Origin of the sequence: Nocardioides anomalus (genome assembly GCF_011046535.1) — a bacterium.
In the GTDB taxonomy this organism is placed as follows: Bacteria; Actinomycetota; Actinomycetes; order Propionibacteriales; family Nocardioidaceae; genus Nocardioides; species Nocardioides anomalus.
On sequence record NZ_CP049257.1, the window covers coordinates 3,344,298 to 3,364,176 of the forward strand.

Below are 19,879 nucleotides of genomic sequence, written 5' to 3' on the forward strand. Positions count from 1 at the left end.
GAGGTTAGTCCGGTGCGACCGCCTCCGGGACGAGAGGGCGAGGTTGCACCGGGGTGGACACGACCAGGCTGGAGACGGTCTGGCCGAACAGCAGGAAGCGGTCCAGCGTCTCCTCCAGCGCCGCGATGCTCGCGGCGTGCACCTTGAGCAGGAAGCAGTCCTCGCCGGTGATCCGGTGGCACTCCGAGACCTCGGGCAGCCGCTGGGCCAGCTCGGCCACCTTGCTCAGCTGGCCGGCCGTCGGGCGCACCCGGACGTACGCCGCGACCGGCAGGCCCAGCGCGGCCGGGTCCACCTCGAGCCGGAACCCGATCACCCCGTCCTCGGTGAGGCGCTGCACCCGCTCGGTGACGGCCGGCGGCGACATGCCCACCCGGCGGGCCAGCGCGGACATCCCCAGCCGCGGGTCCGCGGCCAGCTCGCGCAGGATCTTCAGGTTGACGTCGTCCACGCGGTTCCGCCTTCTCTTCCGCTCCCGGTGGGCCGTGCGCCTTCATCTTGCCATTCCGACGGCGGCCCGCGCCGTGGATCCTCGTGGCGTGCGCCTGACCCGCCTGCCGCCCACGACGTACTTCCTGACCAGCGCGGTCTTCCACTACCTCGGCCCGTCGCTGGCCGTGCTGCTCTTCGCGCGCGTCGACGTGCTCGGCGTGGCCTGGCTGCGCATCGCCTCCGCCGCCGTGGTCTTCGCCGTGTGGCGCCGGCCCTGGCGGCTGCTGTCGGGCGGGTCGTGGCGGCTGTTCGTCGCCCTCGGTCTGGTCCTGGCCGCGATGAACTCGCTGTTCTACCTCGCCGTCGACCGGCTGCCGCTGTCCACGGTCGGCGCGGTGGAGTTCGTCGGCACCCTCGTGCTGGCCGCGCTCGGCGTGCGCACCCGCCGCAACGTGCTCGCCCTGCTGCTCGCCGTGGCCGGCGTCGCCCTGCTCACCCAGGTGCGCCTGGTGGCCGAGCCGCTCGGCTTCGTGTTCGCCTTCGCCAACGGCGCCGGCTTCGTGCTGTACGTCGTGCTGGCCGACCGGATCGCCAGCCCCGCCGACGGCTCCGACCCGATGGCCGGCATCGACCGCCTCGGTCTGGCCATGCTCGTGGCCGCAGTCGCCGCCACGTCGTTCGGGCTGCTGCCCGCGCTCCCGGCGTTCACCCACCCGCTCTGGCTGCTCTGGGGCATCGGCGTCGGGCTCTGCTCCTCGGTCGTGCCCTACGTGACCGACCAGCTGGCCATGGCCCGGCTGCCGCGCGCGACCTTCGCCCTCATGCTCTCGCTGCTGCCGGCCGCGGCCACCGCGATCGGGTTCGTCGTGCTCGGCCAGGTGCCGACCGGGCGCGATCTCGCCGGGATCGCGCTGGTCGTCGTCGGGCTGGTCGTGCACCGGGAGGCTCAGAGCTCCGAGCGCAGCCCCCAGAGCAGCGGGTAGTAGCGCAGCGGCAGCCGGCTGCGCAGGTACGTCGAGCCGCTGGACCCGCCGGTCCCGGACTTGGAGCCGATCATCCGCTCCACCATCGTCACGTGCCGCGCGCGCCAGTTGGCGGCGAGCTCGTCGTGCTGGAGCAGCGCCTCGCTGACCGCCCACACGTCGGCGTACTGGCTGCGGTCGTGCGCGGCCCGCCGCAGCGACGCGCTGACCTCCTCGTCGGTGCCGGCCGGCAGCCCGCGCTGGCGCAGCACGTCGAGGAACGCGTCCCACAGCGTCGGCTCCTCGAGCCGCCGCCGCAGGCGCGCGTTCTCCTCGTCGGTGATCCCGCGGAAGCGGTCGACGTACGCCGGGTCCTTGGCGCCGGACAGGAACTCCAGCTCGCGGAACTGCACCGACTGGAAGCCGCTGGCCGGCGCCAGCCGCTGGCGGAACTCCAGGAAGTCCTGAGGGGTCATGGTCTCGAGCACGTCGACCTGGTGGACGAGCACCCGCTCGATGACGTGAACCCGCGCGAGCAGGTGTTGGGCCCACCACACGCGCCCCGCGCTCATCGCGTCGCGGGCGGCCACGGCCTCGTGCAGGAGCTGCTTGAACCACAGCTCGTAGACCTGGTGGATGGTGATGAACAGCAGCTCGTCGTGGGCCGGCGGGTCGGACTCGAGGTGCTGGGAGTCCAGCAGCTGCGGCAGCCGCAGGTAGCTGCCGTAGGTCAGCTGCGCCCCCTGCTCGCCGAACGAGACGAACTGCTCCTCGGGCTGCTCCTCGGTCTGCTCCTGCGCCATGGCGCTCAACCTAGCCATGCTCCGCGGTGCCGCAGCCACGGCACCACCGTCGGCGCCGCAGGCTCGCGACTGGCCACCAGCAGCTCGCGCCCCCACCCACGACCCAGGTCGTGGAGGGGGACGAGGCCACCGAGCCGCTCCAGGTCGCGTCCGACCGCTGCGGCCGGGCTGACGGCCGGTTCCGACGGCCGCGCTCTGCCACACTCCCGGCATGGACTTGCGCCACGAGCTGTCGTACGACGCTGCGCCGGCGCGGGTCTTCGCGATGCTGGCCGACCCGGACTTCCGCCGGGCGGCGTGTGCGGCGCAGGACGTGGTCTCCGCCGACGTCGAGCTCGAGCGCGACGGCGAGGGGTTCCGCCTCACCGTGGACCAGGTCCAGCGCACGACCGACCTGCCGTCGTTCGCCCGGACCTTCGCCGGCGAGACGACCCGGGCCGTCCAGCGCGAGGTGTGGCTCGGTCCCGACGCCGGGAGCCTGAGCATCGAGGCGCCCGGCACACCCACCGACGTGACCGGCACCATCCGGCTCGAGCCGTCCGGCACCGGCACGACCGAGGTGGTCGAGCTGAGCCTCAAGGTCAAGGTGCCGCTCCTCGGCGGCCGGTTGGAGAAGCTGCTGGCCGAGCGGATCCGCGCGGGGATGGACGCCGAGCACGCCGTCGGCACCGCCTGGCTCGAGCAGCCCTGACGTGAGGCTCACGGTGCTGGCGCTGGCCACGGCCCTGGCGGCGGCCGCGCTGAGCGGCTGCGGCGGCGACGACCCGGAGCCGCGCTTCACCGGCGTCGCGTCCGCAACCCCGACACCCACGCCCACCTCCACGTCGAGCGCGGCTGCGAGACCGACGCCGTCCCCGACGAGGCCCCCCGAGCTCCCGGGGCAGCCCGAGCTGGGCCACGACCCCGCGGCGCGCCGGGAGCTGCGCCGGGCCGTGCTGGCCCTGCTGCGCAGCGGCTCGGCGACGTACCGCCTGGACGCAGGGACGACCGGGGCCGGGTTGCAGGAGCGCGGGTCGTTCCGCCTCGACCCGCGGGCCTTCGAGATCCGCCGCTACCTGTCGACCGGGGACGGCACCTACACGTTCGACTTCCGGGCGGTCGGCGCGTCGGCGTGGATGCGCGCGATCGACTCGCCCGACACCGACGGCCCGTGGCCGTGCTGGGTCGACGTCGCCGACCTGGCCGCGGGCGCGCCGAGCGGGCTGCAGCAGCTGCTCACCTCCGACGTCGCCACGACCCAGCCGCCCAACGCGGTCATCGCGGCGTCGTACGGCGTGGGCCGGGAGTACACCGACCTCGAGCAGCTCGGCACCATCCTCGGCACCCTGGACCTGGTGACCGCGGTGTCCCTGCTCGGCTCGCAGGCCGTGCGGGAGCTCGGCCTGCCGCCCGACTCGCGGGCCACGGTCCCGGCGTACTTCGACGTCCGCGACGGGGTGCTGCGGGGCTACTCGGTGTCGTTCCGCTCGCTCTACCTCGCCCTGGAGGCCGAGGGCATCGAGGTGCCGGTCGACACCGGTGAGCTCATCCCCGGCACCGTCGAGGTGACCTTCGCCGACCAGGGCCGCCCGGTCCGGGTCCCGGCTCCGCCGCCCGCCGAGGTCGTGGACATCGCGCCCGGCCCAGGTGGCTTCGGCGCCGAGATGGACGCCTGCGGCGCCTGAGCGACGGGCATCCGCGATGATGCGACCACGGGGCCGCGCGGCGCGGCCGGACGGGGAGGAGCACCAAGATGGCGACCACGCTGACCTGCGAGCTGACCTACGACGCACCACTGACCGACGTCGGCGAGATGCTCATGGACCCGGCGTTCCGCGAGCGCGTCTGCGACGCCCAGGGCGCGACCCGGCGCACGGTGAGCGTCGGCCCGGACGGCGGTGGCATGAAGGTGGTCATCGACCAGGTCCAAGGCGCCGAGGGCATCCCCGGCTTCGCGCGCAAGTTCGTCGGCGACGAGATCAACCTCGTCCAGACCGAGCGCTGGGACGACGTCGAGAACGGCGTGGTCGAGGTCGTCATCCCCGGCAAGCCCGGCCAGATGGGCGGCACCATCACCCTGCGCGAGGCGGGCGGCACCACGACCGAGACCGTCGTCATGGAGATCAAGGTCGGCATCCCGCTCGTCGGCGGCAAGATCGAGTCGCTCATCGCCGACCTGCTGCGCAAGGCGCTGCGGGCCGAGAACGCCGTCGGGCGCCAGCACCTGGCCGGCTGAGCGGGCGTGGGACGTCCCCCTGCGCCGCCGCACCCTCGACCGGCGCGCGCTGCTGGTGCTGACGGGCGGCGTCGTCGTGGCCACCGCCGTGCTCACCGGCCTGCTGCTGTGGCTCGAGCACACCGCCGCACTCGCGGCGTCGCTCGGCTTCCTCGTCCTGTGGGCGGTCCTGGCCGGCGCCTACGTCCTCGCGTGGCTCCGGATGCGCGCGGTCGCCTCGCCCCTCGGCCTGCACGGCGACGGCGTCGTCTCCCGCAGCCCGTACGGCGAGCTGGTGGTGCCCTGGGAGTCCGTCGAGTCCGCACGGGTCGAGGGCCCGCTGCTGCGCATCCGGATCCGTCCCGGCGCGCCGGTCGACCACACCCGGCTGCGCCCGGCGGCGTGGCCGGTCGTGGAGGCGAACGGGATCCGGATCACGCTGGCCGCGCTCGACGTACCCCTGGAGGAGCTGCGGCAGGCGTTCACGGTCCAGTCCTCCGGGCGGGTGCAGGTGGCCTGAGCGGCGGGTACTCGCCCCTCGTGACGACACGGGTGACCCGGGAGCTGACCTACGACGCCCCGGCGGCCGAGGTGCACCGGATGCTGACCACCGCGTCCTTCCGGCAAGAGGTGTGCGACCGGCTCCGCGTGGTGTCGGCGACGGTGTCGGTGCACCACGACGCCGTGGCCACCGAGGTCGTCATCGACCAGGTCCAGCGCGCCGACGGGCTGCCATCCATCGCGACGAAGCTGCTCGGCGACACCGTCCACGTCGTCCAGCGCGAGCGCTGGACCACGCCGACCCGCGCCGACGTCGAGGTGAGCGTGCCCGGCCGGCCCGGCGAGATGCGCGGGACGGTGCGGCTCGAGGAGCGCGGGGTGGTCACGGTCGAGGTCGTCGAGCTGGACGTCCGGGTCCGCGTGCCGCTGGCGGGCGGGCGGCTCGAGGCGCTGGTGGCCGACCTGCTCGACCGCGCGCTCGACGTCGAGCACACGACCGGCCAGAACTACCTGTCGCCCTGAGGGTCCGCGGCCTCGCGGGCGTCCGCGGCGTCGTCGTCCTCCTCGTGGCGCCGGCGGGTGGCGATCACCAGGCCGAGCACCACGAACGGACCGAAGGCCAGCACGAGGGTGAGCACCTTCTCGACCGGGTGCAGCGCGCCGAGGTGCAGCGCGACCAGGTCCGGGCTCATGCCGGCCAGTCTCGCACCCGCCTCACCCCATGTAGGGGTAGCGGTAGTCGGTCGGCGGGACCAGCGTCTCCTTGATCGAGCGCGGCGAGGTCCAGCGCAGCAGGTTGACCGCGGCACCGGCCTTGTCGTTGGTGCCCGAGGCCCGGCCACCGCCGAACGGCTGCTGCCCCACGACGGCCCCGGTCGGCTTGTCGTTGATGTAGAAGTTGCCGGCCGCGAAGCGCAGCTCCTGCTGGGCCCACGCCACCGCGCGCCGGTCGCGCGCGATGATCGAGCCGGTCAGCGCGTACGGCGCGATCGACTCGAGCTGGCGACCCACGGTCTCGAAGTCGGCGTCGTCGAAGACGTGCACGACGAGGATCGGCCCGAAGTACTCCGTGGAGAACATCTCGTCGGTCGGGTCACCGCCCTGCACGACGGTGGGGCGCACGAAGTACCCGACCTCGTCGTCGAGGGTGCCGCCGACCAGCACGTCGAGCTTGCGGGACCTCCGCGCCCGCTCGATCGCGGTCCGGTGCTTGGCGAAGGCCCGGTCGTCGATGACCGCGCCCATGAAGTTCGAGAAGTCGGTGACGTCGCCCATGGTGATCGCCTCGACCTCGGCCAGGAAGTCGTCCTTCATCTTGTCCCAGACCGACCGGGCGACGTACGCGCGGGAGGCGGCGGAGCACTTCTGGCCCTGGAACTCGAAGGCGCCACGGATGAGCGCGGTGCGGACCACGTCGGGGTCGGCGCTGCTGTGGGCCAGCACGAAGTCCTTGCCGCCGGTCTCCCCGACGATGCGGGGGTAGGAGCGGTAGCCCTCGATGTTCTCCCCGACCGTGCGCCACAGGTGCTGGAAGGTCGGGGTGGAGCCGGTGAAGTGGATGCCGGCCAGGTCGGGGTGGCCCAGGGCGACCTCCGAGACGGCGATGCCGTCGCCCGGCAGCATGTTGATGACGCCCGGCGGGAGGCCGGCCTCCTCGAGCAGCTCCATGGTCAGGCTCGCGGCCAGCTGCTGGGTCGGCGACGGCTTCCAGATCACGGTGTTGCCCATGAGAGCCGGCGCGGTCGGCAGGTTGCCGGCGATGGCGGTGAAGTTGAACGGCGTGATCGCGTAGACGAAGCCCTCGAGCGGGCGGTGGTCGGTGCGGTTCCACACGCCCGGGCTGTTGGCGATCGGCTGGTCGGTGAGGATCTGCTTGGCGTAGTGGACGTTGTAGCGCCAGAAGTCGATGAGCTCGCACGCGGAGTCGATCTCGGCCTGGAACGCCGTCTTGGACTGCCCGAGCATCGTCGCCGCGTTGATCCGCTGGCGCCACGGACCGGCCAGCAGGTCGGCCGCGCGCAGCAGCACCGCGCAGCGGTCGTCCATGTCCATGTCGCGCCAGACCGACGCGGCCTCGGTGGCGGCCTTGACCGCGGCCTTGGTGTCGGCCTGGGTCGCGCCCTTGAACCGGCCCAGCACGTGCTGGTGGTCGTGGGGCTGCACGACGGCGTGCTCGGCACCGCCGCCGGCCTTCCAGCGACCGCCGATGTAGGCCTTGAGGTTCTTCTCGCGCCTCTCCTGGCGCTCGAGCTCCGCGGTCAGGGCCTCCCGTTCGGGGCTGCCCGGCGCGTAGGTCAGGTTCGGCTCGTTGGTGGGAGCCGGGGGGAACGTGATCGCGTCCATGCGCCCACGCTATCTGGCCCCTCAGCCGCCCAGGAGAGCCCCGATCTCCTGGGTGGCGAACCAGCCCAGGTCGTCCTCCGGGTCGGCCCCGGCGCTCTCGTCGGCGTGCACCGCGACCACGTCGCGCAGGGGTACGGCGCCGTCCGGGTCGGCCAGCTCGGCCACCACGACCACGCGGCGACCGCCGCCGGCCAGGGCGGCGGAGTCGACGGCCGCGGCCACCAGCGCGGCGTACTCCGCCTCCTCGCTGGCGTCGTCGGCGGCGTACCGGTCGAGGTCGGCGGGGAGCCGCCCCTCGTCGCGCAGCCGGGCCAGCCCGTCGAGGGTGGTGGGGACGTAGACCCTCACGGCTTGGGCGCGGCCTTCTTGCGGCGCCCGCGCGGGATGGTCGGCCGCCCGCCGGTCGCGGTGTCGAGCAGCTCGGCCAGCGCCTCGGTCACGCACTGCCCGAGCACGTCGACGTCCGGGACCAGGTCGCGGTCGGAGTTGATGCCGTAGAAGACCTGACCGTCGTACGACGTCACGCCGATGGCGAGCGCCTGGCCGGGCAGCAGCGGGTGGATCGGGTAGGTGCGCAGCATCCGCGCGCCGGCGGCGTACAGCGGGGACTGCGGCCCCGGCACGTTGGTGATGGAGATCTGGAAGTCGCGGCGCACCTCGGCCGCCGCGACCCGCGCCCCGATGGCGTGGAACGTGGTGGGCGCGAAGCCCGCGATGCCCGCCAGGCGATTGGCCGCGACCGCACGGCCGGTCTCCTTGTGGGCCTGGAAGGAGTAGGAGACCTGGTGCAGCCGGACCACCGGGCTCGGCTCGCCGATCGGCAGGGTGACGAAGTGCGGGGCGATCTGGCTGCCCAGCGAGGTGGCCTCGAGCTCGCGGTCGATGACGGAGACCGGGACCATCGCCTGCACCTGCCGCAGCCCGCCCATCGACTCAGCGCGGGTCATCAGCCAGGCCCGCAGCGCGCCGGTGACGGTGGCCAGGATGACGTCGTTGATGGTGCCGCCGTGCACGTCGCGGATCGTGCGGTAGTCCGCCAGCGCGCTGTCCACCCCCACCACGCGGCGCTGCTGCGACAGTTCGCCGGACAGCGCGTGGCCGCGGTCGGGCCGGCGCCCGGCCAGCCCGGACAGGACCCGGCCGGCCCCGGCGGTGAGCCGGTCGGCGGTGCCGACCGCCGTGCCGACGGCGTGGCGCACGGTGTCGAGCGCGGTCGCGCGGTCGGTGAGGTTGTCGTGGAGCGCACCGGCCAGCAGCCCGGCCGGCGAGGGTCGGCGGTGCGGGTGCCACTCGTCGCCGCCCAGCACCTTGACGCCCGGGTCCTTGTCGAGCAGCACCTGGCCGAGGTCGACGGTCTCGACGCCGTCGACCAGCGCCTGGTGGGTCTTGTAGAGCAGCGCGACCCGGCCGTCGGCCAGCCCCTCGACGAAGTAGATCTCCCACAGCGGCCGGGCCCGGTCCAGCGGGCGGCTGACGATGCGCGAGACCAGCTCGCGCAGCTGCTCGGTGCTGCCGGGACGCGGGAGCGCGCTGCGGCGTACGTGGTAGCCGATGTCGAAGTGGTCGTCGTCGACCCACACCGGGTTGGCCAGGTGGCCGGGGACCTCCTGGACCCGCTGGCGGTAGCGGGGCACGAAGGAGATCCGGTCCAGGATCAGCGCCACGAAGCCGTCGTAGTCGAAGCCCGACGCACCGGGGTCGAAGACCTCCACGGTCGCCACGTGGCGCGGGACGGTCGGGTCCTCGTGCTCGAGGAACGCCACGTCGCGTGGTCGCAGCCGCTCGCTCACCGTCGCACCACCCCCGTCCCCTCCCGGTCACCGCCCCGTTTGGCCGTCATGGGATTCTTACAGAGGTCTCAGGACGTCGGCTCGTGCCCTCCGGCACGATCGGTGGGGCTCCTGGTCTCCCGGCCTCCCGGTACCCGTCACGAAAGGTGGACCTCGATGCGGCGCGCGATCGCAGCCCTCGCCCTGGTCGTCTGCACCGTCGGCCTCGCCGGGTGCGGGGACGACGACAAGCCCGGCGACAGCGGCAGCGGCGGCTCGGACCAGCCGACCAAGACCATCGACGTCACCTTCTCCGGCGACGACGTCACGCCCAACGGCGACCGGGTCGAGGTCGCCGTCGGCCAGCCGATCGAGTTCAAGGTGACCTCCGACGCCGCCGGTGAGATCCACGTGCACTCCGACCCCGAGCAGGAGCTGGCCTACACCAAGGGCACCGTCACCCTGCCGACGTTCACCATCGACAAGCCCGGCATCGTCGAGGTCGAGTCGCACGCGCTGGAGAAGACGATCGTCCAGCTCGAGGTGAAGTAGACCCTCGTGGACCCGGTCGCCCCCGCCGCCCCGTCCGGCGGCTCCTCCGGCTCGTTCGGGCACCTCCTGGCGCACGGCATCGGCGGGCAGAAGGACCTGCCCATCCCCCTCGAGCTCACCGTCGCCGGTGCGGTGGCCGCGCTGGTCGTCAGCTTCACGGTGCTGGCCGTGGCCTGGCGCACCCCGCGCTACGACGCCGACCGGACCGGCCGGCCCGCGCCCGCCGCCCTGCGGCGACTGGTGGCCTCGCCCGCCTTCTTCGTCGTGCTGCGCGCCTTCGGCATGGTGGCCTTCGCCTACACCGTGATGGTGGCGGTCCTGGGTGAGGACACCCTCATCAACCCGTTCTTCGGGATCTTCTACGTCCTGCTGTGGACCGGCTTCGTCCCGGCGTCGCTGCTGTTCGGGCCGGCGTACCGGGCCATCAGCCCGGTGCGCACGATCAACGCGGGGTTCGCCCGGCTCACCGGCGGCGACTCGGCGGTGGGTGTCTTCACCTACCCCGCCCGGCTAGGGATGTGGCCGGCGGCGATCGGGCTCTACGCGTTCGTGTGGATGGAGCTGGTCTACCCCTTCGCCACCGAGCTCGGCCCGGTGCGGCTGTGGTGCGCGGCGTACGTCGCGGCGATGCTGCTCGGCGGCGCGCTGTTCGGCGACGACTTCTACGCCAAGGCCGACCCGTTCGAGGTGTTCTCCACCCTCGTGGCCCGGATGTCGCCGTGGGGTGAGCGCCGCGGCGAGCTGGTGGTGCGCAGCCCGCTGGCCAACCTGGACGCCACGCCCGTCGTGCCCGGTCTGGTCGCGGTGGTCGCGGTCCTGTTCGGCAGCACGGCCTTCGACTCCTTCAAGGACTCCACGCGCTGGGTGAAGTTCATCCAGGGCGACTTCGTGCAGGACCACTCGCTCGCGCACGTGGCCAACAACCTGGGGCTGCTCACGTTCGTGCTGGTCGTCGGCGGCGTCTTCGCGGCCGGGACCATGCTGACCGGCGTCGGACCGGACCAGCCGCGCCGGGCGCTGCCCGGGCAGTTCGCGCACTCGATAGTGCCGATCGTGATCGGCTACTTCGTGGCGCACTACCTGACCTACTTCCTCGAGGTCGGCGAGAACACGCTCATCCAGATGAGCGATCCCTTCAGCAACGGCTCCAACTGGTTCGGCACCGCGAACTGGACGCCGTCGTTCTTCTTCGCCTACCACCCGACCGCGCTGGCCACCATCAAGGTGCTCGCGGTCGTGCTGGGCCACGTGGTCGGCGTGGTCGCGGCGCACGACCGGGCCATCCACCTGCTGCCGCGCCGCCACCAGCTCACCGGGCAGCTGTCGCTGCTGGTGGCCATGGTGGCCTTCACCGCGGGCGGGTTGTACCTGCTGTTCTCGGCCTGAGCCGGCGCAGCCTCCCGCTGCTGCCGTCCCTGCCGACGAGGGCGTCCACGGCCTGGGCCAGCGGGCTCGCCGGGGCGGTCTCCTGGACCGTCCGGCCGGTCACCAGGGCCCGGTCCACGGTCGCGCGGTCCTCGGGCAGGAAGTGGATCGCCACCGCTCGGGTGAAGTCGGCCAGCATCGCCGCGACGTCGCGCTCGGACCAGCCGAGCGTCGGGCGCATCCGGTTGACCACGACCCGCACCGGCGTGACCGGGTGCTGCGCCCGCAGGTCGGTGAGCGCCCGGGCCAGCCGGCTCAGCCCGACCGGGTCGGCCGTGCCGACCGCGACGATCTCGTCGGCGACCTCGAGCGCGGCCCGGGTGATGGCCCCGCGGCTCGGCCGCCCGGTGAGGTCGTCCTCGTCCAGCCCGGGACCGGCGTCGAGCACCACGTGGCCCTCGGTGCGCGCCGTCTCGGCCAGCAGCTCGATCGTGCCCGGGCGCACCTCGCTCCAGCGGTCCGGTCGCGGCAGCCCCGTCACCACGGTGAGCCGCCCGTCCAGGGCCCGCTGCACGCTCGCGAACCCCTCGACCAGCCGACCGCTGCCGGCCAGCCGCGCCGCGGCGAGCAGCCCGCTCACCTCGTCGAGCACCCCCAGGACCTGGGCCACGGTGCCGCCGTAGGGGTCGACGTCGATCAGGGTCGTCCGCTCCGTGCGGCCCAGCGCCGCGGCCATCGCGGTGGCCACCGTCGTGCGCCCCGGTGCGCCGACCGGACCCCAGACCGCGGTGACCGTGCCCCGGCCGGCCCGAGCCTCGGCCTCGGGCTCGGCCTCCGGCGGCGGCTCGGGCTCGGCGTCGGTGGTGAGCGCGACCGGCAGCTCCGCGACGTCGGTGACCGTCCGGCGTACGCCGATCCGCTCCGCGCGCACGGCGCCCGGCTCGTCGGCCACCACCGCGACCGGCCGGACCCCGTGGCGGCGCAGGTGGTCGACCGCCGCGACGTCGAAGCCGGGCGCCTCCACCGCCACGACCGCGCTGTCGGCCTGTCCGCTGGTCGCCGTGGCCAGCAGGTCGTCGACGTCCACGCAGCGCTTGAGCACCACCAGGTCGCGCCGACCGCCCAGCACGCTCAGGGCCTGGGTCTCCCAGGCCGCGCCCGCGGCCAGGAGCAGGACGACCCGCACGTCAGCCCCGGCGCACGATCGTGAGGCTCGGGGTGTCGTAGCGCGCCAGCAGGCCGAAGAACCCCGGCGCGTCGGCCTCCGGCACCGCCAGCACCAGCTGGCGCCGGCCGCTGGTCCCGAAGGAGCTCGCCACGTCGGGCGCGTCGACCACCGTGACCTCGCTCAGCGCGGCGCCGTCGGGCAGCGGCTCGCCGGACCCGTCCGCGTCGGCGCTGAGGGGCGCCACCACGTAGACGTCCACGGTGTCGCCCGGCCCCACCCCCGGCGGCACCAGCTCCGGCTCGACCGCGACCGGCACCTCCACCAGGCCGGTCGCGCTCGGCGTACCGACGGCGGAGCGGGGCAGCAGCTCGCCGCTGCCCACGCTGCGCACCAGCTCGAGGTCGCCCGGCAGCTCGTCCTCGACGGTGTAGTAGCCGCTCAGCGCGTCGTCGTCGGCGAACCGCACCCGCTGCGCGACCAGGTCGTCGGCCCCGATCCGCTGGCCCGCGCCCACGTCGTCGGCCACCGCCCAGACCCGCACGGTGTCGTCGGCGCCGGCGAGCACGCGCGCGCCGAGCACGACGCTGGCCGCCACCAGCACGATGCCGAACCACAGGCGAGGGTCACGCCAGGCCGGCCGGTGCCCGCGCAGGGCCGGCGGCACGTCGCGGCCGCCGGTCGCGCGTCCGTCGCCGGACGTCGCCGCCGTGGCCTCCCCGAGATCAAGGACCACGCGACCCAGTGTGCCCAGCGACGCTTGACGTGGCCAGCGCTCCTCCACAGATCGTGATCCCTGAGGCCCGTGTGAAGCACGAGGTGCCACCATGGCCCCATGGCCGCCGCCGACCGCCCGCAGTTCCTGCAGCTCGCCGAGGTGGCCGACATCCTGAGCACGTCGTCCGCCCAGGTCTACGCCATGGTCCGCCGCGGCGAGCTCCCCGCCATCAAGATCGGCGGCCGCGGCCAGTGGCGCGTCGACCTCGCCGACCTCGAGGACTACGTCGCCCGCCAGAAGGCCGCCACCCGCGCCTTCATCGACGAGCACCCCTTCGACCCCGCCGACGCCGCCACCGCCGACGAGCTCTGAGCCCCGCATCGCCACCAGCTGTCCACAGCGGGGCGCTCCGGGCCCGGCTCTCCACAGCGGTCGGTGCAGGTCCCGCGGCTGTCCCTGCGTCGGCGTTGACTCGTGCTCACGACCAACCCCACGAGGAAGGGACCACCCGTGAGCACGACCGCCACCGCCCCCACCGCCTCCGCCGCTCCACCCGAGCACGAGGCGACCGAGCCGACCGGGCCGCCGGGGTCGTCCGACCCGCCTCTCGTCAAGGTGCACCGGGCCGAGGTCAGCATCGACGGCACCGCCTGGACCGTCGAGGCGACGTCGACCGACGGCCGCCTGGCGGTCGAGGTCCTCGCCGCCTCCGAGACCGACGGCACCGTGGCCGTCCAGCTCTGCCTCGACGGCGACAAGAGCCACCTCGAGCTCCTCGAGGACGTCACCCGCGAGCTGCAGAGCCGCATCTGCGGCCGCCCAGCCCGCCGCCGCCCCGGCCCCTACGGCCTCGCCGCCATCCGCACCCGCATCCCGCGCGCCTACGAGCCCTGGACCGACACCGACGAGCACCTGCTGCTCGAACGCTGGGACGCCGGCGCCACCATCGACGACCTCGCCCTGGTCCTCGAACGCGGCCCGCGCGGCATCCGCTCCCGCCTCATCAAGCTCGGACGCATCGAGGAGGCGAGCTGACTGGACCCTGACGACAACTGAACACGAGGCGCTCGCCAGCCCAAGCGCCCGAGGGCCCGACAGCCCGAGGGCTGACGCGCCCGACACCGCCGCCGGCAGCGGTGTCGCCGCGCGACGGGACGCGTCGACGACGCCGGACCTGCAAGCATCGACCGCCCCCGCGGCGGCGCGCTCGAGCGGGCAGGCGCGCGGGCGCGCGACCAGCACGGTGGTGGAGGTGGCGGGTCGGGCGGGAGGCGGAGGAGTGCCGTGCTGCCCGTGGCGGCTCGGCGGAACGGCCGCGCCTGCTGCCGGTGGTCCGCCAGACCGGCGGCGCCCACCCGCGGCGGCTCGGCAGACCGGCCGGGCCCAGCCGCGGCGACCGGCGACCGGCGACCGGCGACCGGCGACCGGCGACCGGCGACCGTGCCTACCGGTGGCGGTCCGGCGGAGCGCCGCCCGCCGCTACTACTCGTGCGCTCCGACGGCGGGCACCGCGAGGCCCGGGCGGCTCGCTGGCGGCCAGGCCACCCGTCGGTCCGCCGGCCCGCCGGCGCGTCCTTTCGCCGGGCGCAGCGAGGGGCCGGGCGCGTCGAGGCGCCGATGCGTGCCGGCACAGCGCCGTGGCTGAGCGCCGCAGCGGCTGCGTTGCCCCGCGCGGCCCCGGAGGCGTGCGGTCGCGCCTGGTCGAGCTCGGCCGCCTCGAGGAGGCGAGCTGAGTGGACCGTCCGCCTACCCGACCTCGGAGTCCAACGTCACGCGCAGGTCCTTCTCGTCACCGTCGCGGTCCACCGTGAAGGTCAGCGTCTCCCCCGGCTGGTGCGAGCGGATCGACACGATCAGCGCGATGCCGTCGCTCACCCGCTGCCCCTCCAGCGCGACGACGACGTCACCCGCCTTCATGCCGGCCTCGTCCGCGGGGGTGCCGTCGACGACCGAGTCGACCTCGGCGCCCTTGCCGTCCTGCTGGCCGGTCTGCACCTTGGCGCCGATGACGGGATAGCGCGCCTCGCCGGTGCGCAGGATCTGGTCGGCGGTGACCTTGACCTGCTCGATGGGGATGGCGAAGCCGACGCCGATGTTGCCGGACTCGGTGCCGGTCGCGCCGCCACCGGTGGTGGCGATGGCGGAGTTCACGCCGACGACCTGGCCGAGCAGGTTGACCAGCGGCCCGCCGGAGTTGCCGGGGTTGATGGCGGCGTCGGTCTGCACCGCGTTGATGTACGACGAGGCGTCGGCGTCGCCGGTGGTGACCGGCCGCTGCAGCGCGGAGACGATGCCGGAGGTGACGGTCGAGGAGAGGCCGAGCGGGGAGCCGAAGGCGACCACGGGGTCGCCGACGTGCAGGGCGAGGGACTCACCGAGCGAGGCGGGCTTCATCTGCTTGGCGCCGTCGGAGTAGAGCACCGCGAGGTCGTAGACCGGCGAGCGGCCGACGACGGTGGCCTCGAAGCGGTTGCCGTCCTGGTCGACGATCTCGATCGGCCCGTCGTCGTCGGCGGCGGAGGCGACCACGTGGTTGTTGGTCACGATGTGACCGGCGGAGTCCAGCACGAAGCCGGAGCCGGTGGCGCCGTTGGCCTGGCCTTCGTACTCCGCCGAGATCTGCACGGTGCTCGGCAGCAGCTCCTGCGCCACGGCGGCGACCGAGGTCGAGTCCGCGTCGAGCGGCGGGGCGGTCCGCGCGCCGGTCTGCGAGAGGCCGGGGCCGGTGCCGCCGCCGGAGGAGGACGAGGAGTCCGACGAGGTCTGGTCGTAGATCACGCTGCCGGCCACGCCGCCCCCGACGCCGAGCACCAGCGCGAGCGCAACGACCGCCGGCCACATCCAGCCGGCCGGGCGCGCGCGGGTGCTGGAGGTGGCCACCTCGGCCTGGGCGGTCAGCGGGGTGGTGCCGGGCGGCGGGTACGCCGGGTAGGAGGACGGCGGCGTCCACGTCGGCCGGGGCCCGATGGGCGCACCGAACGGCTGCGTCTCCTCGGGAGGAGCCTCGTCAGTCACACCGTCATTGTTCCCGGTGCGCGGAAATCCCACACCGGAAGCCGGCTACGGCAGCGCCACGCCCCGCCGGTGCGAGCCGACGGTCGAGGGCACCTGGTTGAAGATCGAGGTGGTCGGGGCCGGCGTGCGCCGGTCCAGGGTCGGCGCGTCGGCCGGCGCCGCGCCGAGGGCGAGGACGCCCATGACGGCGGCCCCGGCGGCCCCGCCGCCGAGGGCGACGAGCGAGACCCGTCGCGGCCGGACGTCGGTGGACGCCGAGGCCAGGTAGACGTCACCGGGCGGGAGCCCGGAGGAGCAGGAGGCGAGCAGCGAGCCCTTGAGCGTCGACGGCGCGCAGGAGGACTCGAAGGACAGCCCGGCGAGCCGGGTCTTCACCCAGCCCTCGCGCTCGACCAGGTCGCGACACTGGTGGCAGCCGTGGACGTGGGCCCAGGCGCGCTCCTCCTCGGCGGGCGGGAGCTGACCGTCGAGCAGCGCGCTGACCCGCTCGCCCAGGTGCCCGATCACGCCCGCCCCTTGACCACGCGCAGCGGACCGGTGCGCGGCCCGGAGTAGCGGGCGCGGCCCGAGGCCGGCGCGCGGTGGGCCAGCGCCTTGCGCAGCAGGGCCCGGCCGCGGTGGATGCGCGAGCGCACGGTGCCGAGCTTGGCGCCGAGGATCTCGGCGATCTCCTCGTAGGACAGCCCCTCCACGTCGCACAGCACGACGGCGGCACGGAAGTCGGGCGGGAGCTCCTGGAGCGCGCGCTCGACGTCGTCGTCGAAGCGCTGGTCGGAGTACGCCGTGTCCGGGCTGGGCAGGGCGCTGGTGAGCCGGTCGGCGCGCTCGTCGGTCATGGCGTCGAAGCGGATCCGCTGCTTGCGGCGCGCCTGGTCGAGGAAGAGGTTGGTGGTGATGCGGTGCAGCCAGCCCTCGAAGGTGCCCGGCGTGTACGTCGACAACGAGCGGAACACCCGGACGAAGACCTCCTGGGTGAGGTCCTCGGCGTCGTGGCGGTTCCCGGTCAGCCGGTAGGCCAGCCGGTAGACCCGGTCGGAGTGGCGCTCGACGATCTCGTCCCACGTGGGGACGGTCTCGGCCGTGCCGGCTTCGTCCATCGTCTCCACCACTCCTCGGGTCGGGCTGCTCAGGCTACGGACCTCGACTGAGAGGATCCTGTGAGCCGTTGCTGGTCTGAACGACCGACCCGGCGGCGGTGTTCCCGGGGAACGCCGACGGGTGGCGATAGGTTGCCAGCGTGACCGATCCGATCAGTGCCCAGAGCTGGTCCTACTCGGAGGCCTTGGTCGCCGAGGACGACGTCCTCACCCGCGCCCGCGAGCGCGCCCAGGAGGTCGGCGTCACCGCCATCGGCTCCGGGGGCGGCGCCGCGCTGCGGTTCCTGGCCTCGGTGCTCGACGCCCGCGCGGTGGTCGAGATCGGCACCGGCACCGGGGTCTCCGGGCTCTGGCTGCTGCGGGGGATGCGCGCCGACGGCGTGCTCACCACCGTCGACATCGAGACCGAGCACCAGCGGCTGGCCCGCGAGACCTTCACCGAGGGCGGCATCGCGACCCAGCGGGCACGCACCATCGCGGGCTCGGCCCTCGAGGTCCTGCCGCGGCTGACCGACGGCCACTACGACATCGTCTTCGTCGACGGCGACAAGACCGAGTACGCCGCCTACCTCACCGAGGCGCTGCGGCTGCTGCGCCCCGGCGGCGTGGTGGCCTTCGACAACGCGCTGTGGCACGACCGCGTGGCCGACCCGAGCGTCCGCGACGAGGAGACCACGGCCATCCGCGAGCTGATCCGCCAGGTCAGCGACGACGACGCGCTGGTGCCGGTCCTGCTGCCGGTCGGCGACGGCCTGCTGCTGGCCAAGAAGGAGTGGAGCCCCGAGGCGGGGTGATCACTCCGCGCGCGGCGCGGAGACCCAGCCGGCCGCGCCCTCGGCGACCGCCACGACGCGACACGCCTCGATGAGCACCGGTGGCGCACCCACGATCTGCGACCCGGGCACGTCGGCCGCCTCGGCGGTGAACGACTCCTGGAACGCCGCCCGGGCCGCGTCGGACTCGAAGACGTAGCAGCCCTCGAACCACTCCCCCGGCACGCACCGCCAGATCTTGGAGCGCAGCCCGGCCATCGCGCTGAACCGCGCGTGCGACGTCCCCTCGACGTACGCCGCGAGCTCCTCCTCGACCCCGGCCGGCGCGTCGGCGAGCGACCAGCGCACGGTCAGCCCGATCACCGGGCGAGCCCCGCAAGCGGGTCGTCCGAGCCGAGCCAGTCGAGCAGCAGCCGCGCGCCGAAGCCGGTCGGCCCCTTGCTCCACTCGTAGCCGTCGGCCGGCGCATCGCCCACCGAGGCGATGTCCAGGTGCGCCCACGGCACCCCACCGGTGAAGTGCTGCAGGAACAGCGCCGCGGTGATCGCCCCCGGGCCGCCGCCGGCGTTGTCGGCGTCGGCCACCCGCGAGGCGATCTTCTCCTCGTACGCCGCGGCCAGCGGGAAGCGCCACAGCGGCTCACCGGAGCGCTCGCCCGAGGCGAGCAGCGTGGCGGCCAGCGCGTCGGAGCTGGCGAACAGCCCGCCGACCTGCTGGCCGAGCGCGACCTTGATGGCGCCGGTGAGCGTGGCCACGTCGACGACCGCCGCGGGCGAGAGCTCGGCGACGGCGTAGGCGATCGCGTCGGCCATCACCAGCCGCCCCTCGGCGTCGGTGTTGGTGACCTCGGTGGTGCGACCGCCGTAGTGGCGCAGCACGTCGCCGGGGCGCAGCGCGTTGCCGCCGACGGCGTTCTCGGCCGCCGGGACCAGCCCGACGACCCGGACCGGGCAGCCCACGTCGGCCAGCGCGGCCAGCACCGACATGACGACGCCGCCGCCGGTCATGTCGCGCTTCATGTTCACCATGGCCTCGCCCGGCTTGATCGAGAGGCCGCCGGTGTCGAAGGTGATGCCCTTGCCGACCAGCACCACGGTCGGCGTCCGCCGCGACGCCTTGCGCGGGGTGTAGTCGAGCCGGATCAGCCGGGGCGGGGTGGCGGAGGCCTGGCCCACGCCGACGATGCCGCCGAACCCTCCGGCGGCCAGCTCGGCCTCGTCCCAGACCCGGACCTCGAGCCCGGCGTCGGCCGCCAGCGAGGCGGCGTGCTCGGCCAGCCAGGGCGGGTTCTTGAGGTTGCTGGGCAGCGAGGCGAGGGTGCGGGCGCGCCACGACGCCCCGCCGACGGCCACCGCCCGGGCGACCGCGGGCCGGTCGGCGTCGTCCAGCTCGGCCAGCACGACGCGCTGGACCGGGACGTGCTCCGGCGGCGCCGAGCGCCAGGCGAAGCCGAACGAGCCCAGCACCGCGCCGACCACGAAGGGCTCGAGCCCCACGGACGGCTCGACGGCCGGGATGGTGGTCGCGACCACGGACCGGTCCTGGACCGCGCGGGCCAGGGTGGCCCCGGCGCGGCGGAAGTCGGTCGCGCTGGCCTCACCCAGACCGACCAGCAGCACCTGGCGCAGGTCGGCGTCCTGGGGCGAGCCGAGCGGGACCGGCAGCGCGGTGACCTGGCCGACCTTCCCGGTGGCCCGGTCGGCCTCGAGCACGGCGAGCAGGTCGACGCCCAGCAGGTCGCCGACGTCGGCGGCGCCGGGACCGAGGAGCGGGCCGTCGGCGCCGGTCAGCACGGGCAGCGCGATGACCTCGACGCCGGTGACCGCGTGCGGGCCACTCGCGGTGACGGCGAACTCAGGCGGGGAGACCTGGGACGGGACCTGCGGCGAGACCCGGGACGGGTGAGGTGCGGAGCTCACGTGGTCGCAGACCCCCGAACGCGACCAGGGGGCATCAGCCGACGACGTCCTTGAGCGCGTCGCCCAGGGCGCCCGCTTCCTCGGCGTTCAGCTCCACGACGAGGCGGCCACCGCCCTCGAGGGGCACGCGCATCACGATGCCGCGGCCTTCCTTGGTGACCTCCAGCGGACCGTCGCCGGTCCGCGGCTTCATCGCCGCCATGCGGCACCCTGCCTTTCGTTCCCCTCGAACTCGGGCCCGGGGACCCGAGGACGCCCAGCGGCGTGGGAC

Annotated in this window: 25 protein-coding genes; 11 read left to right on the plus strand and 14 right to left on the minus strand. The window is 74.2% G+C overall.

Annotated elements, in window-relative coordinates:
• Window positions 1–4: 4 nt before the first annotated feature.
• Window positions 5–451, minus strand: coding sequence for an Lrp/AsnC family transcriptional regulator (locus G5V58_RS16785; RefSeq protein WP_230486694.1), 447 nt, complete (start codon window positions 449–451; stop codon window positions 5–7).
• 88 nt (window positions 452–539) lie between these two features.
• Between G5V58_RS16785 and G5V58_RS16790 the strand changes: the two genes are divergently transcribed.
• The gene (locus G5V58_RS16790) at window positions 540–1,415 is read left to right on the plus strand and encodes an EamA family transporter (RefSeq protein ID WP_230486695.1); all 876 of its coding nucleotides are present in this window, start codon (window positions 540–542) and stop codon (window positions 1,413–1,415) included.
• Here the strand turns inward: G5V58_RS16790 and G5V58_RS16795 are convergent.
• Window positions 1,379–2,197, minus strand: a complete 819-nt coding sequence (locus G5V58_RS16795) for a tryptophan 2,3-dioxygenase family protein (protein ID WP_165235213.1) — start codon at window positions 2,195–2,197, stop codon at window positions 1,379–1,381. The two genes, G5V58_RS16790 and G5V58_RS16795, sit on opposite strands and share 37 nt — an antisense overlap.
• A gap of 211 nt (window positions 2,198–2,408) precedes the next feature.
• Here G5V58_RS16795 and G5V58_RS16800 point away from each other — a divergent pair, with 211 nt between their 5' ends.
• The 5 genes from G5V58_RS16800 to G5V58_RS16820 all read left to right on the plus strand — a co-directional run bounded on the left by G5V58_RS16800 (window position 2,409) and on the right by G5V58_RS16820 (window position 5,414).
• The gene (locus G5V58_RS16800) at window positions 2,409–2,888 is read left to right on the plus strand and encodes a DUF2505 domain-containing protein (protein ID WP_165235216.1); all 480 of its coding nucleotides are present in this window, start codon (window positions 2,409–2,411) and stop codon (window positions 2,886–2,888) included.
• A gap of 1 nt (window position 2,889) precedes the next feature.
• Window positions 2,890–3,861 (plus strand): hypothetical protein, encoded by a 972-nt coding sequence (locus G5V58_RS16805; protein WP_165235219.1) that lies wholly within the window; start codon window positions 2,890–2,892, stop codon window positions 3,859–3,861.
• Between the two features lie 68 nt (window positions 3,862–3,929).
• The gene (locus G5V58_RS16810) at window positions 3,930–4,412 is read left to right on the plus strand and encodes a DUF2505 domain-containing protein (RefSeq protein WP_165235222.1); all 483 of its coding nucleotides are present in this window, start codon (window positions 3,930–3,932) and stop codon (window positions 4,410–4,412) included.
• A gap of 55 nt (window positions 4,413–4,467) precedes the next feature.
• Window positions 4,468–4,911, plus strand: coding sequence for a hypothetical protein (locus tag G5V58_RS16815; protein WP_165235225.1), 444 nt, complete (start codon window positions 4,468–4,470; stop codon window positions 4,909–4,911).
• Window positions 4,912–4,931: 20 nt separating this feature from the next.
• Complete coding sequence (locus tag G5V58_RS16820) at window positions 4,932–5,414, plus strand: DUF2505 domain-containing protein (protein ID WP_165235228.1); 483 nt, start codon at window positions 4,932–4,934, stop codon at window positions 5,412–5,414.
• On the opposite strand, the gene G5V58_RS25640 is transcribed toward G5V58_RS16820, so the two are convergent.
• Genes G5V58_RS25640 through G5V58_RS16840 form a run of 4 tightly spaced genes read right to left on the minus strand, consistent with a single transcriptional unit; the run spans window position 5,399 to window position 9,025 of the window.
• Window positions 5,399–5,584: a hypothetical protein gene (locus G5V58_RS25640; RefSeq protein WP_196240521.1), complete on the minus strand. Its 186-nt coding sequence runs from the start codon at window positions 5,582–5,584 to the stop codon at window positions 5,399–5,401. The genes G5V58_RS16820 and G5V58_RS25640 overlap by 16 nt on opposite strands.
• Before the next feature lie 22 nt (window positions 5,585–5,606).
• Complete coding sequence (gene pruA, locus G5V58_RS16830; RefSeq protein WP_165235231.1) at window positions 5,607–7,235, minus strand: L-glutamate gamma-semialdehyde dehydrogenase; 1,629 nt, start codon at window positions 7,233–7,235, stop codon at window positions 5,607–5,609.
• A 21-nt stretch (window positions 7,236–7,256) separates the two neighbouring features.
• Window positions 7,257–7,583: a DUF6912 family protein gene (locus tag G5V58_RS16835; protein ID WP_165235234.1), complete on the minus strand. Its 327-nt coding sequence runs from the start codon at window positions 7,581–7,583 to the stop codon at window positions 7,257–7,259.
• Window positions 7,580–9,025 (minus strand): WS/DGAT/MGAT family O-acyltransferase, encoded by a 1,446-nt coding sequence (locus G5V58_RS16840; RefSeq protein ID WP_165235237.1) that lies wholly within the window; start codon window positions 9,023–9,025, stop codon window positions 7,580–7,582. The genes G5V58_RS16835 and G5V58_RS16840 overlap by 4 nt, the downstream gene beginning before the upstream one ends.
• 156 nt (window positions 9,026–9,181) lie before the next feature.
• Here G5V58_RS16840 and G5V58_RS16845 point away from each other — a divergent pair, with 156 nt between their 5' ends.
• Window positions 9,182–9,556 carry a cupredoxin domain-containing protein gene (locus G5V58_RS16845; RefSeq protein ID WP_165235239.1) on the plus strand — a complete coding sequence of 125 codons (375 nt, stop codon included), beginning with the start codon at window positions 9,182–9,184 and terminating at the stop codon, window positions 9,554–9,556.
• A 6-nt stretch (window positions 9,557–9,562) separates the two neighbouring features.
• Window positions 9,563–10,942 carry a hypothetical protein gene (locus tag G5V58_RS16850; RefSeq protein ID WP_230486696.1) on the plus strand — a complete coding sequence of 460 codons (1,380 nt, stop codon included), beginning with the start codon at window positions 9,563–9,565 and terminating at the stop codon, window positions 10,940–10,942.
• On the opposite strand, the gene G5V58_RS16855 is transcribed toward G5V58_RS16850, so the two are convergent.
• Both G5V58_RS16855 and G5V58_RS16860 read right to left on the minus strand, forming a co-directional pair.
• Complete coding sequence (locus G5V58_RS16855; protein WP_165235242.1) at window positions 10,905–12,107, minus strand: AAA family ATPase; 1,203 nt, start codon at window positions 12,105–12,107, stop codon at window positions 10,905–10,907. The two genes, G5V58_RS16850 and G5V58_RS16855, sit on opposite strands and share 38 nt — an antisense overlap.
• A gap of 1 nt (window position 12,108) precedes the next feature.
• Complete coding sequence (locus G5V58_RS16860) at window positions 12,109–12,822, minus strand: CpaB family protein (protein WP_165235245.1); 714 nt, start codon at window positions 12,820–12,822, stop codon at window positions 12,109–12,111.
• A gap of 99 nt (window positions 12,823–12,921) precedes the next feature.
• Between G5V58_RS16860 and G5V58_RS16865 the strand changes: the two genes are divergently transcribed.
• The gene (locus G5V58_RS16865) at window positions 12,922–13,176 is read left to right on the plus strand and encodes a helix-turn-helix transcriptional regulator (RefSeq protein ID WP_165235248.1); all 255 of its coding nucleotides are present in this window, start codon (window positions 12,922–12,924) and stop codon (window positions 13,174–13,176) included.
• A gap of 138 nt (window positions 13,177–13,314) precedes the next feature.
• Complete coding sequence (locus G5V58_RS16870) at window positions 13,315–13,839, plus strand: hypothetical protein (RefSeq protein ID WP_165235250.1); 525 nt, start codon at window positions 13,315–13,317, stop codon at window positions 13,837–13,839.
• A 711-nt stretch (window positions 13,840–14,550) separates the two neighbouring features.
• On the opposite strand, the gene G5V58_RS16875 is transcribed toward G5V58_RS16870, so the two are convergent.
• From G5V58_RS16875 to sigE, 3 genes are read right to left on the minus strand one after another with little or no spacing between them, the layout of a single operon-like run.
• Entirely contained in the window at window positions 14,551–15,819 is a 1,269-nt protein-coding gene (locus G5V58_RS16875; RefSeq protein ID WP_165235253.1) for a S1C family serine protease, read from the minus strand.
• Window positions 15,820–15,864: 45 nt separating this feature from the next.
• A complete protein-coding gene (locus G5V58_RS16880) occupies window positions 15,865–16,326 on the minus strand; it encodes an anti-sigma factor family protein (RefSeq protein ID WP_165235256.1) in 462 nt (153 codons plus the stop codon).
• Entirely contained in the window at window positions 16,323–16,916 is a 594-nt protein-coding gene (gene sigE / locus G5V58_RS16885) for an RNA polymerase sigma factor SigE (protein ID WP_165235259.1), read from the minus strand. The genes G5V58_RS16880 and sigE overlap by 4 nt, the downstream gene beginning before the upstream one ends.
• Before the next feature lie 140 nt (window positions 16,917–17,056).
• On the opposite strand from sigE, the gene G5V58_RS16890 reads away from it, so the two are divergent.
• Complete coding sequence (locus tag G5V58_RS16890; RefSeq protein ID WP_165235262.1) at window positions 17,057–17,710, plus strand: O-methyltransferase; 654 nt, start codon at window positions 17,057–17,059, stop codon at window positions 17,708–17,710.
• Here G5V58_RS16890 and G5V58_RS16895 read toward each other — a convergent pair whose 3' ends face one another.
• The 3 genes from G5V58_RS16895 to G5V58_RS16905 are packed head-to-tail and all read right to left on the minus strand — an operon-like array spanning window position 17,711 to window position 19,810.
• On the minus strand, window positions 17,711–18,052 hold the full coding sequence (locus G5V58_RS16895; protein WP_165235265.1) for a hypothetical protein: 342 nt from the start codon (window positions 18,050–18,052) through the stop codon (window positions 17,711–17,713). It abuts the gene before it with no gap.
• Window positions 18,049–19,608, minus strand: a complete 1,560-nt coding sequence (locus tag G5V58_RS16900) for a leucyl aminopeptidase family protein (protein ID WP_165235268.1) — start codon at window positions 19,606–19,608, stop codon at window positions 18,049–18,051. The genes G5V58_RS16895 and G5V58_RS16900 overlap by 4 nt, the downstream gene beginning before the upstream one ends.
• A 34-nt stretch (window positions 19,609–19,642) precedes the next feature.
• A complete protein-coding gene (locus G5V58_RS16905) occupies window positions 19,643–19,810 on the minus strand; it encodes a DUF3117 domain-containing protein (protein WP_082574674.1) in 168 nt (55 codons plus the stop codon).
• Between the last annotated feature and the right edge of the window lie 69 nt (window positions 19,811–19,879).